Origin of the sequence: Maridesulfovibrio sp., assembly GCF_963666665.1 — a bacterium.
Taxonomy (GTDB): Bacteria; Desulfobacterota; Desulfovibrionia; order Desulfovibrionales; family Desulfovibrionaceae; genus Maridesulfovibrio.
The window spans coordinates 381,337-392,967 of record NZ_OY762999.1; the positions used below are offsets into that span (position 1 = coordinate 381,337).

At 47.1% G+C, this 11,631-nt stretch carries 11 protein-coding genes; 6 read left to right on the forward strand and 5 right to left on the reverse strand.

Features of this window, described 5'->3' with window-relative positions; translation table 11 throughout:
- Position 1: 1 nt before the first annotated feature.
- Positions 2-1,684 carry an energy-dependent translational throttle protein EttA gene (gene ettA / locus ACKU40_RS01615; protein ID WP_320174798.1) on the reverse strand — a complete coding sequence of 561 codons (1,683 nt, stop codon included), beginning with the start codon at positions 1,682-1,684 and terminating at the stop codon, positions 2-4.
- Between the two features lie 240 nt (positions 1,685-1,924).
- Here ettA and ACKU40_RS01620 point away from each other — a divergent pair, with 240 nt between their 5' ends.
- The 6 genes from ACKU40_RS01620 to ACKU40_RS01645 all read left to right on the forward strand — a co-directional run bounded on the left by ACKU40_RS01620 (position 1,925) and on the right by ACKU40_RS01645 (position 8,985).
- Entirely contained in the window at positions 1,925-4,246 is a 2,322-nt protein-coding gene (locus ACKU40_RS01620) for a methyl-accepting chemotaxis protein (protein WP_320174799.1), read from the forward strand.
- Positions 4,247-4,370: 124 nt separating this feature from the next.
- Complete coding sequence (locus tag ACKU40_RS01625; protein WP_320174800.1) at positions 4,371-4,718, forward strand: TraR/DksA C4-type zinc finger protein; 348 nt, start codon at positions 4,371-4,373, stop codon at positions 4,716-4,718.
- 2 nt (positions 4,719-4,720) lie between these two features.
- On the forward strand, positions 4,721-6,706 hold the full coding sequence (locus ACKU40_RS01630; RefSeq protein ID WP_320174801.1) for a cation:proton antiporter: 1,986 nt from the start codon (positions 4,721-4,723) through the stop codon (positions 6,704-6,706).
- A complete protein-coding gene (locus ACKU40_RS01635; protein WP_320174802.1) occupies positions 6,707-7,510 on the forward strand; it encodes a hypothetical protein in 804 nt (267 codons plus the stop codon).
- Between the two features lie 9 nt (positions 7,511-7,519).
- The gene (gene zupT, locus ACKU40_RS01640) at positions 7,520-8,356 is read left to right on the forward strand and encodes a zinc transporter ZupT (protein WP_320174803.1); all 837 of its coding nucleotides are present in this window, start codon (positions 7,520-7,522) and stop codon (positions 8,354-8,356) included.
- 68 nt (positions 8,357-8,424) lie between these two features.
- Positions 8,425-8,985, forward strand: coding sequence for a flavin reductase family protein (locus ACKU40_RS01645; protein WP_320174804.1), 561 nt, complete (start codon positions 8,425-8,427; stop codon positions 8,983-8,985).
- An 80-nt stretch (positions 8,986-9,065) separates the two neighbouring features.
- Here ACKU40_RS01645 and ACKU40_RS01650 read toward each other — a convergent pair whose 3' ends face one another.
- The 4 genes from ACKU40_RS01650 to ACKU40_RS01665 all read right to left on the reverse strand — a co-directional run bounded on the left by ACKU40_RS01650 (position 9,066) and on the right by ACKU40_RS01665 (position 11,551).
- Positions 9,066-9,536 (reverse strand): hypothetical protein, encoded by a 471-nt coding sequence (locus ACKU40_RS01650; protein WP_320174805.1) that lies wholly within the window; start codon positions 9,534-9,536, stop codon positions 9,066-9,068.
- A 98-nt stretch (positions 9,537-9,634) separates the two neighbouring features.
- Positions 9,635-10,291 (reverse strand): PilZ domain-containing protein, encoded by a 657-nt coding sequence (locus ACKU40_RS01655; protein ID WP_320174806.1) that lies wholly within the window; start codon positions 10,289-10,291, stop codon positions 9,635-9,637.
- A 160-nt stretch (positions 10,292-10,451) separates the two neighbouring features.
- On the reverse strand, positions 10,452-10,754 hold the full coding sequence (locus tag ACKU40_RS01660) for a hypothetical protein (protein ID WP_320174807.1): 303 nt from the start codon (positions 10,752-10,754) through the stop codon (positions 10,452-10,454).
- 125 nt (positions 10,755-10,879) lie between these two features.
- The gene (locus tag ACKU40_RS01665; RefSeq protein WP_320174808.1) at positions 10,880-11,551 is read right to left on the reverse strand and encodes a PilZ domain-containing protein; all 672 of its coding nucleotides are present in this window, start codon (positions 11,549-11,551) and stop codon (positions 10,880-10,882) included.
- Between the last annotated feature and the right edge of the window lie 80 nt (positions 11,552-11,631).

The window sequence follows — 11,631 nt, forward strand, 5'->3', positions numbered from 1 at the left end:
TTTATCTGGTAAGTTTTCTGTATTTAATGCGGTGAGGCTGGTCTGCATCTTTGCCCAGTCTTTTTTTGCGGTCTTCCTCATACTCAGAGTAGGAACCTTCGTAATAGTATACAGAAGAGTCGCCTTCAAAGGCGAGAATGTGGGTCGCTATACGGTCAAGGAACCAGCGGTCGTGAGAAATAACCAGTACGCATCCGCCGAAGTTGTTCAAGCCTTCTTCGAGTGCGCGCATGGTGTTTACGTCAAGGTCGTTGGTCGGTTCGTCAAGCAGGAGTACGTTTCCGCCTTCCTGAAGCATGAGCGCGAGGTGGACGCGGTTACGTTCCCCACCTGAAAGGACTTTGCATTTTTTCTGCTGTTCTGACCCGGTAAGGTTGAACTTGCCGACATAGGCACGGGCGTTGATTTCCCTGTCACCCAGCTTAACGAATTCGTTGCCGCCGGAAATTACTTCGTAGACTGATTTTTCAGGATCAAGGGCATCGCGGTGCTGGTCAACGTGGGTAACCTGTACGGTTTCCCCTATGATTATTTCACCCTGATCCGGCTGCTCCTGTCCGCTGATCATTTTGAACATGGTGGTTTTACCGGCACCGTTGGGTCCGATGATACCGACAATTGCACCTGCGGGGATCATGAAGCTGGTGTTTTCAAGAAGCAGCTTGTCTCCAGCCTGCTTGTGTACACCTTTAAGCTCGATAACCTGTTTACCGAGGCGCGGTCCCGGCGGGATGTAGAGTTCCAGGTCACGTGAATATTCATCGCTCTGCTGGTTGGCAAGGGATTCGTATGCGCTGATACGGGCCTTGCTCTTGGATCGTCTGCCTTTGGGAGACATGCGAATCCATTCCAGTTCGCGTGCAAGTGTCTTGCGGCGTTTTTCATCGGATTTGGCTTCGTTGGACAGACGTTTTTCTTTCTGTTCAAGCCAAGAGGAATAGTTGCCTTTCCAAGGAATACCACGGCCGCGGTCCAGTTCCAGAATCCATCCGGCGACATTGTCGAGGAAGTAACGGTCATGGGTTACGGCGATAATGGTTCCAGCGTAGTTCTGGAGGTGTCTTTCCAGCCATGCAACAGATTCAGCATCAAGGTGGTTGGTGGGTTCGTCAAGAAGCAGGATGTCCGGCTCCTGAAGCAGCAGGCGGCAAAGGGCCACGCGGCGTTTTTCTCCACCGGAGATTACGGAAACCGGAGTGTCTCCGGGAGGGCAGCGCAGGGCATCCATGGCCATCTCAAGCCGGGAGTCGAGGTCCCATGCCCCGCAATTGTCCATCTGTTCCTGAACCTTGGCCTGACGATCAAGCAGGGCGTCCATTTCTTCCGGTTCCATGGGCTCAGCAAACTGTGCGTTAATTTCATTGAATTCATTAACGAGCGCCACTACTTCTGCAGCGCCTTCTTCAACTACTTCACGAACAGTACGAGTTTCATCTACCAGCGGTTCCTGTTCGAGGTAACCGATGGTGAAGCCGGGAGAAATATGTGTTTCTCCTTCAAAGCTGTCATCGACCCCGGCCAGAATTTTCAGGAGCGAACTTTTACCGGAACCGTTCAGGCCCAGTACACCGATTTTTGCTCCGTAAAAGTATGAAAGGGAGATATCTTTCAGGATGGGTTTCTTTTCGTAAAATTTACTTACCCGGACCATTGAATATATGATCTTATCAGGTTCGTTGCTCATTTTTATTACCTCTTTGGTTGCTATTTGCTTTTGTGTTTTCCCCTTGTGGCAGAAAAAACGTTATCAGGCAATGGTGGAGTGGGTCTGTTAACTTTTCAGCAAAAGCGTCCGATACATTGGATGCATCAATTTTCTAATCGATTCATGATTGTTTAATTTGTTGCACTTGTGTTATATTTTTTTATAAATTTGTTGGAATAGGTGGTGGGTTTACTAACGATTAAAATGGGAAGACTGCGTATGAAGGTTAAGAGTATTAATTCAGTTGTCGCTGTCATTGTATTTGTCCTTATAGCCTTAACTATTTCCATCGGGGTCTGGTGGGTTGCGGACAGTACTTATCAAGCTGTTTTTAAAGAACAGAAAAATGCCATGCAAAGCATGGTTGACCAATCTGCAAAAGCCCTAGAACTTTATATGGGACAGACTTCTGATGTTGTCAGGATCATGGCTAAAGGTGAACCAGCAAAAGAAGCGCTCGAGTCGGGCAATACCGGTCCCATCGACGGACTCCTGAAATCGTTGATTGATTCTTCCAGTGATTATTGGGCAGCCTTCTTATTTGATAAAAACGGTAAAGTTGTCGCTGGATATAATGCAAAAGGCAGTAGTATGGCCGGGGCAGACCGTTCCTCTCGCGGATATGTTAAGAAGGTTCTTTCCGGTACAGAGTTTTATATTCAGAATGAAATTCTCATCTCTAAAAGTGGTGGCGGAATATTAATTTTTGCTATCGCTCATGCTGTACGTGATTCATCTGGTAAAGTTGTCGGCGGAATAGGCGTTTTCCCCAAGTGGGAACGGTATACCAAAAGTTTTATCGATCCGTTCAGAGTGGGCAAAGACGGCTATAGTTTTATGCTGGATAGTACAGGCCGCGTTATTGCTCATGCGATAAATAAAAAGTTGTATCTTGAGGACATTTCTAAATACGATTTTACCCAGACTGTTCTTTCCAAGAAGGAAGGAGGCATTGCCTATGAATGGGAAGGCCGTCAAAAATTTATGGTTTTCAAAACTATGCCCGTCACAGGGTGGGCCATTGTGGTCAGTGCCTATGAGGACGACCTGACAGCTGCAGCAACTCATCAGCGCAATGTCCTGCTTGAAGGCGGTTTTGTTGTAATTATACTGCTTAGCGGAATAATGGTCTTTATTCTTAAAAAGTTGGTGCTCAGGCCTGTTGACAATATTCTTGAGTTTTCAACTGAAATTGCAGAAGGCAACCTTAGAGCTGAGTTGAAGGGAACCTATCGGTATGAATTTGAAATTCTTGCAGGCAAGATTAGTACCATGGTTGAAGAGCTTAAAAATAAACTCGGTTTTTCAGATGGTGTGCTTAACGGTTTGACCGCTCCGTGTGCTATTGTGGATCCTAATGGTGATATCCTTTGGGCCAACAAGCTTATTTGTGATTTTATTGCAATTGGCAAGCAACCGGACCAGGTGAAAGGGATTCCCGCCGGGGATTTCTTTTATGGGGATCCTTCCAGAAAAACAATGGCTCAAGATGCCATGAAAACTGGAACCATGATTGAAAAGGAAATAGAGTATACCACCCATAAGGGTGATCTGAAATATGTTCTTATTTCGACCACTCCTTTTCATGATATGGATGGCCGGATGCTTGGTTCTGTAACCATGTGGATCGATATGACTGAAATCAGGCAGCAGGCCCTTGCAATCGAGAAACAGAACGAGCGCATAACCATTGCTGCCGCTGATGCGGAGCAGATTTCGCAATCCCTTTCCAGTGCAGCAGAAGAGCTTTCCGCCCAGATTGAGCAGTCCAACCGTGGCGCTCAGGAGCAGCGAGACCGTGTGGCTGAGACTTCAACCGCCATGGAAGAAATGAATGCCACCGTGCTTGAGGTTGCTCAGAATGCAGGTCTTGCAGCGGAAGATGCAGATGCTGCCCGTGACAAGGCTCAGAATGGTTCGAAGTTGGTGCAGCAGATGATTGAGTCTGCTGACGGCGTGCGCAAACAGGCTGATGAATTGAAAGATTCCATGGAGCAGCTTGGTGTTGAAGCTAAGGAAATTGGTAACGTGCTGAGTGTTATCAATGATATCGCGGACCAGACCAACCTCTTGGCTCTGAATGCTGCTATTGAGGCTGCCCGTGCAGGGGAGGCAGGTCGCGGATTTGCTGTCGTAGCCGATGAAGTACGCAAGTTGGCAGAAAATACCATGTCTGCCACCGGAGAAGTCGGTAATGCCATATCCAAGATCCAGAACATGACCAGGCAGAATATCTCTGCGACTGAGGATGCCGCTGATTCTGCGCAGCGCAGCAGCGAACTGGCCAATGAATCTGGTCAAACCTTGGCTGAAATCGTTAAACTGGTTGTAAATGCTTCTGATCAGGTTCGGGCCATCGCCACAGCTGCTGAAGAACAGTCTGCAACCAGTGAAGAAATCAACCGGGCCACTGAGGATATCAGCAGGATCTCCCTTGAAACTTCACAGGTAATGAGTGAATCAGCCAAAGCTGTTCAGGATGTTGCCGGAATGGCTTCAGAGCTGAATAGAGTTATCGAGGACATCCAGCCTGACAAATAAACAAGTAGCAATAAAATCAAAAAGCCCCCTCTGCAGCTGCAGAGGGGGCTTTTTGATTTTTGACCGATTCATCTTGCAAGCAGAACTTGGCGAGGGTAGGATTGGACTCTTAATGGAGATTCGTATGAATGATAAACAAAAAGAAGAACTTAGAAATAAAATTAAAACTGAAATTAAGAGCCTGATCAAACAGGTAAAAGAGTTGGAAGAAACAGTGGAACCGGTCAAACCAGACGCGGCTATAGGCAGGCTTTCCCGCCTTGATACCATGCTCAATCAAGGTATCAACAAGTCGTCGATTGCCCAGTCCCGGCAGCGCATTTTAAATCTTGAGGATGCGCTGAATCGTTTGGAAAAAGATTCATTCTTTGGTGAGTGTGAAGAGTGCGGCGAGGATATTCCCCTTGCCCGGTTACTGACTCTTCCGGAAAGCAGGTATTGCGTATACTGCGCAGAACATCTTGAGGAGTAGCTGTGGGAATCGCTTCTGATCTGGTTATTCTTATTGTTGCGGGTATGCTGGGCGGATTTGTTGCCCGCATGCTGCGTCAGCCCCTTTTGCTGGGCTATATTGTTGCCGGGGTTCTGGTTGGTCCTCATACTGGGGGGATTACTGTTTCCGGCGTGCATGAAATTGAATTGTTGGCTGAAATCGGGGTTGCCCTGCTTTTGTTCACTTTGGGTATCGAATTTTCCATCAAGGAACTCAAACCGGTACGTCATGTGGCATTAATCGGGACTCCCCTGCAGATAATTCTGACTATGGCTTTCGGATGGGGAACCGGGCAACTTATGGGCTGGGACTCGCATTTATCAATGTGGTTCGGGGCATTTATTGCCCTTTCCAGTACTATGGTTGTGCTCAAAACCCTTGAAAGCAAAGGACTGGTAGGCACTCTCTCCAGCAGGGTAATGCTCGGCATGCTGGTGGTGCAGGATATAGCCATTGTTCCCATGCTGATTATCATGCCCCAGCTTGGCTCAGACTCATTCGGGTTGCAGGCTTTGGGGCTGGCCGGAATCAAGACCGTGCTATTCCTTGTGTCCATGTTCATGCTCGGTTCGCGGGTTATTCCGGGATTTATGCGCATCGTGGCCAGTTGGAATTCACGGGAAATGTTCATGCTTTCCTGTAGTGCTATCGGCCTTGGAATTGGCTATGCCACCCATATGCTTGGTCTGTCGTTTGCCTTCGGGGCATTTGTGGCCGGGATGGTACTTAGTGAATCGCGCTATGCCTATCAGGCTTTAAGCGACATATTGCCTCTGCGTGATATTTTCAGTCTTATCTTTTTCGCTTCAGTGGGTATGTTAATTGATCCATTTTATGTGTGGGAAAATATCGGAACCATCCTGATTCTGGCCGTCGCCATACTTGCGGGTAAAGGCTTGATCTTCGGATCCGTGGCTCGTCTTTTCAACTATCGAAACGTTATTCCATTGGCCTTGGGCTTAGGCATGTTTCAAGTTGGTGAGCTTTCTTTTCTGCTTTTGCAGCAGGGAGCTGAGTCCGGATCTTTCCCCAAGGAGTATTTTCCGCTCTTCATGGGTGTGGGGATCGTAACCATGTTGCTGACTCCGATTATGGCCTCTTGCACCGGGCCGCTTTATTCAATGCTCCAGAGCCGTCGCAAAAGCGATCCTTTGCAGACCATCAACCTTCCGGAAAGTGAACTGGACGGGCATGTTGTTATTCTCGGATATGGTCGTTTCGGATCATATGTTGCGGATTCGCTGCGGGAGATTGATATTCCGCACGTGGTGGTGGAACTTAACGCCAATAAGGTTGAACTGGCAGCTGAAGACGGAAGGGCGGTTATTTATGGTGACGCCGGACAGGAGATAGTGCTTGAGGCGGCCCGGGTTTCTCACGCACGGATGGTGCTTTTGACAATTCCTTCGGTGCGTGGGTCTTCTTCCGTGCTGCAGAAGGTGCATCATCTGGCCCCCCAATGCCCGATTGTGGCTCTGTCCCGCAACCCGGAACATCTTGAAGTTCTCAATGAACTTGGCGCACATCATATCATTATGCCTGAATTTGAGACCGGATTGGAGATGGTCCGCCAGACCCTGTTTAATTTTTGTCTTCCTGCAGTTGAAATTCAAAATGTGATGGATTCCATGCGCCGGGAGAGGTATACCACTGATGTAGAACGGAATTATCCCAAGTCCGCCCAGCTTTTCCGTTTGAGCAAGGCTGCTGAATCTCTCAATTTGAGCTGGGTTGAAGTGAGTGAACATGCCGAAATAATGGGAAGATCCCTTGCCGGCAGTAAAATCCGTACTGTAACCGGGGTTTCCGTGGCCGGGGTGCTGCGGGACGATCATTTTATCCAGAACCCGGACGGATCATTTCAGTTTGAGCAGGGGGATATTGTCGGCGTGCTTGGGGGACGTAAGAATATCGAGCGGTTCAGGAGTCTTGCTTCCGAACCGGGTGATTTAGAGAAAGAGGTTTAAATGCTCTGTAGGAAAGTTTGTATATCGTTGCTTGTTTTGACTGTTTCGCTCATGGCGGGGTGTGTCAAAACAAGTATTCCCGATCCGCGTGGATTGGGATCTGCTCCTGTTAAATGTTCAAGTCCGGTGGGTATCCTTGGGTATTTTGAGGGTATTCCCTACCGTGGAGATGCCGCCATAAACCGTTTCGGCGACTTTACTTTTTTCGCAGAGCCGGGAGTTTACCTCAAGGAACCGGGGCTTAATTGCAGCGGATTTACCGTTGCGGCTTCACGCTACTATTTTGCGCGTAATTTCAGCCTTGCTGATACCACCATTGACCGTCTTGCGGACAGCGGCCCGGATTCTCCTTTTGGTGAGGATTGGGACTTTGGTTACGACCTTGTCCTTAACTTGACTGAGGGGATGAATCGTAGAGCCGTACTTCCTTTCGGCCAGACTGCTGTAATTGAAGAGAACAACGGCATGAGTCTGCGCGGTTTTGAACTTAGCGACCGTGCGGCATGGGCTGATGTCATAAAGCAGATGACACCCGGGCATGTTTATCTTTTCTCTATGAGCAAGGCTATAAAATTCAAGAATTATAAGATCCTGCATTATCATGTCGGACTTATTGTGCCTGACGACGAAGGGCACATTTGGCTTTGCCACGCAACAAGGAACAGCGGGGTGAACAAGGTGGATATTTCCAATCAGGATAACCTTGTCCCGATTATCAAGGCTAACCCGGATTCCCAACTGGGACCGCGTAAGATTTTGATAATTGAGGCCCCGTTAGTCTGTAGTTTTAATATGAAAAAGTAGAGACAGGGTATGTTTACAGAAAGTGTGTTATTTGCTTTTGGGCTGACTGCATTTGCCGGACTTTCCACAGGTATCGGTTCTGCATTGGCCTTTTTCGCCAAGCGTACCAATCCGCGCTTTCTTTCCCTGTCGCTAGGTTTCTCCGCCGGGGTGATGATTTACGTTTCCTTTATGGAAATCATGGTTAAAGCCAAAGTAGCCTTGCAGGCCGATATGGGTATGGTCGCGGGAACATGGGCCGCAGTTATCGCTTTCTTCGGCGGTATCGCTCTAATTGCCCTGATCGATAAACTCGTGCCGTCCTACGAGAACCCGCACGAGATGCATCGCATTGAGGATATGACCCCGAATGGTCTCGAAAAGAGCGGGGGATTGGAGAGCGAACATGGTAAGCGGAAGCTGTTTCGTATGGGTACTATGGCTGCTCTTGCAATCGGCATCCATAACTTCCCCGAAGGACTTGCTACATTTACTGCAGCGCTCAGTGATCCCAGTCTGGGTATTGCTATTGCTGTAGCTATTGCTATCCATAACATTCCGGAAGGTATCGCGGTTTCAGTTCCAATCTATTACGCCACCGGGGATAAGAAGAAGGCTTTTATTTATTCATTCCTGTCCGGTCTGGCCGAGCCTATCGGTGCTTTGGTCGGCTATATGTTACTTATGCCGTTTATGTCCGAGACCGTATTCGGGATAATCTTTGCCGGAGTTGCCGGGATTATGGTGTTTATTTCCCTTGATGAATTATTGCCTGCTGCCGAGGAATACGGTGAGCACCATCTCTCAATTTACGGGCTGGTCAGCGGTATGGCGGTGATGGCTGTATCGTTGCTGCTGTTCTTGTAATTTCCAGTGGCATTCAATGAATATTTATGGAATTGTTAGCTCTGCTGATTTTTTACATAGGAGTTTAAATGGCTAAGAAAAATATAGGCGTTCAGGGGTTCACCCTGCCAATGCCACAGACAATTCTGGGTTCAAGGTATGAGGGGCGTAACAATTTCATGGCTCTGGCATGGGTGTCGCGCGTTAATTATAATCCGTCCCTGATGATGATATCTGTGGGTAAACGGCATTTTTCAAATGCTGCGATCAAGGCCAGCGGTGAATTCAGCGTGAATATCCCTTCTGTGGATATGGTTGAAGTTACTGACTTTGTTGGGCTGGTTTCCGGTTCAAAACTTGATAAGTCCGGCCTGTTTGAAGTTGAAACCGGTGTGCTGGAAAATGCTCCTGTGATCAGCAAATGCCCGGTAGCCATTGAGTGCAAGGTTTTTGATTCTATGGAATTGCCCAATGATACGCTTTTTGTCGGTGAAGTTGTCGCCACATGGTGCGATGAGGAAGTCCTTACCGATGACGCACCGGATATCAAGAAGGTAAATCCGTTTACCCTGACCATGCCTGACAACCGCTACTGGAATGTCGGCGAGTGTGTCGGGCGCGCCTGGCATGACGGCAAGAAATTAAAGTAGAAAGTAAAGCTGACTATATAATGCAAAATGAGCGGATCGGGATAACCCGGTCCGCTCATTTTTTATAAGCATGAATAATCCTATCTGGGCATTTCAGGATACATCTTTTTTATAATGGCTGATGCTTCCTGCGTGGCCATAATTGCTCCGAATTCACTGGTAAATGGTTTGAGATTGTCTATGAGCTGAGGGAGTTGTTCAAGGCATGCCAGAGCGGGGCTGAATGGCACAGGGGCAGGTTCTTGGGTGGCATTTACCGATTCTTGGTGTTGCTCTGTTTTTGCCGCCTGCTGCGGTTCAGGAGAAATTTGGTATATGTGGCAGGATAGCTTCCATGCCACCTGCAGGTCGCGGTAAGCATAGCGGTATTCTTTAAGTGATGTATAAGCCTTGCCGCGAAGCATGAAGGCCTGTGCTTTTTCCTCTTCCGGGGCGTCGGAATCAATAAGGTAGCTCAGTTCATCAACTGCGGCATCATATTGTTGATTCAGGGCATAGTACTGTGCCTGCTCTATGGGTTTGTAAAAAAAAGAGCAGCCTGTTGAGAGCAACAAGAGTATACAAGATAGTATAGTCGTCAGGATGCGAGATATCGGCACATAATGTTTGATCATGATGCAACAGTATTGCATACCCTGACACTGGGTGTCTACGTATTAGGAAGTACTCCGATATCTGTAATGATGGCACTTATTTCTTTCTTCTGATCCTCTTTTATATCTATAAATTTCACTCTGAAACCGCAGGAACAACGGTGAGCACAATTTTCAACGTAAAGACCGCAAAATATGGGCAGTCTGTTATTTAGCGATGGTATTTTCAAATATAGAAAGTCGTTGCTTTTAAGATCGTCATTAGTGTGGAATGAACATCCTTCCTCGGAAAGATGGTGGATTGTTCCATGGATCCTCTGGGCCATGGCCGGATCATCTTCCATGCTTATTTCTGCTGCAAGGTAAACATTGATCGGGCATGCTGGGCCTGAAGTAGATGTTTTGCGGGTCAGGCAGTCGCAGATGAAGTTTTCATGATCGTCCAGAAATACCGGGCGTTTGTATTTTTCAAGAGTGCGTATTGTCGGGATTCCGGACGAAACGCTTAGTATCCGGTTTCTATCGCAGCAGGGAGTTTGCATCACTTTGCGGACATCAAGTACCAGCCCGGAATATTTTTTTCCCAGCAGGGCATGGCAGAATTGATTCGGGCAGGAGCAGAACTCCATATTAATGTATTTAGACAGGTTGGAATTTGTATATGGTTCTGGGTTGTCTGTGTAGATTATGACCTGATTATTTGATTGATTCATTGTTTTATCTGTTGTCCCATTAGCTTGTTAGAATGTTAAAAATCACGGGAGTAATCTGTTCACCTGCAGGCCGAAGCAGGTGCCGGAGACGGACTTTCCTAACTTGAATTAGTGGAAAGTCTGGCCAGATTAACTCCCGTGAAAATTGTGTTGTCCGGTCTTAGCCTAAAAAATCAAAGTGGCAGGGGGGAATTGTAATATGCATGTCTGCATCAATTTCCGGTACATGGAACAGGAAGTATAGATTCTTTGACGGCGGTGCTATAAACAGGTTGCCTTTCATATGTTTCTTAATGATCCCCTCCGGAAGGCCATGCTTAGCTGCGATTTTTTTAATTCCCATACCGATCAGGACCATCGCTTTCGGGGCAAACTGCACGTCGAACAGGGAAACCCTGATCGCGTCACGGTTATTTAGTTTGATTTCGGCTGCGCAACCGCACATTGAATCGGGAATGAACATTTTATCCTCCGCTAAATTTTATCTATGAAGTTGATATTCATTTTCAACTAAAACGGAGGTTGAAGTTTGTCAACATCAAAAATTAAAACTTTCTGAGAAGAGTGAGCTTGATCGGCTGTACTGGATTAGTTTTCTGGAGTTGTGTCCTTGCGCAGCCCGGGTTTGATGAATTCATCGTACAGTTGCTGTGTCTGATCTTGGTGGATTTGTATGAATTGGATGCCATACCCTTGGAGTTTGGCGTTACAATCTGTTTTCCAGCTGATGCCACCGCAGATGGGTAGTCTGTTTGATAACGCTGTAATTTTAATATTGATAAAATGATTATCCGAAAGATCGGCGGTTGTTGTCAGGAAGCATCCTGATTCGGATAGGTTTGTAATTTTTGCGGTGGACTGATTCACCATGACATGATCGTCTTCATGGCTGACCATTGCCTGCAGGTTGACTTTTACCCTTTCATGTTGGCGGACCAGAGCCTTCTTCTTCTGAACGCAATCTGTAAGAAAGCGATCCGGGTCATCCACAAAAATTGCGATATTCTTATGAATTCGGGTGCGCATGAGTGGTTGATTGGCTGCAATCGTGAAAATATTATCGCGTTCACGTGTCGGAGTATTCATAACTTTTTTCATCTCAAAAATCATCCCGGAAAAGTCATTGCTCAGCGCCTCTTGGAAAAAGCCATCCAAATCGGCGCAGAATTTAATTTCAACCTTAGAATGCAATTGGAAATTGCGATAGGCGAGCGGAGTGTCCGTGAATGCAATAAGATTCAGTTTTTCAGCGTTGTCCATTGATTTTACTCCTGAATATGAAAGCCCGGAACCAATGACTGATTCCGGGCCTATTTAATCATGAGAATTTATTTGACTGT

What these genes read in the sequence shown, in the direction of transcription:
- ACKU40_RS01655 (WP_320174806.1), bottom strand. Translation starts at nt 10,291, where the DNA reads ATGAATCAATCAAATAATCAGGTCATAATCTACACAGACAACCCAGAA.
- ACKU40_RS01645 (WP_320174804.1), top strand. Translation starts at nt 8,425, where the DNA reads ATGGCTAAGAAAAATATAGGCGTTCAGGGGTTCACCCTGCCAATGCCA.
- zupT (WP_320174803.1), top strand. Translation starts at nt 7,520, where the DNA reads ATGTTTACAGAAAGTGTGTTATTTGCTTTTGGGCTGACTGCATTTGCC.
- ACKU40_RS01665 (WP_320174808.1), bottom strand. Translation starts at nt 11,551, where the DNA reads ATGGACAACGCTGAAAAACTGAATCTTATTGCATTCACGGACACTCCG.
- ACKU40_RS01660 (WP_320174807.1), bottom strand. Translation starts at nt 10,754, where the DNA reads ATGTTCATTCCCGATTCAATGTGCGGTTGCGCAGCCGAAATCAAACTA.
- ACKU40_RS01625 (WP_320174800.1), top strand. Translation starts at nt 4,371, where the DNA reads ATGAATGATAAACAAAAAGAAGAACTTAGAAATAAAATTAAAACTGAA.
- ACKU40_RS01620 (WP_320174799.1), top strand. Translation starts at nt 1,925, where the DNA reads ATGAAGGTTAAGAGTATTAATTCAGTTGTCGCTGTCATTGTATTTGTC.
- ettA (WP_320174798.1), bottom strand. Translation starts at nt 1,684, where the DNA reads ATGAGCAACGAACCTGATAAGATCATATATTCAATGGTCCGGGTAAGT.
- ACKU40_RS01635 (WP_320174802.1), top strand. Translation starts at nt 6,707, where the DNA reads ATGCTCTGTAGGAAAGTTTGTATATCGTTGCTTGTTTTGACTGTTTCG.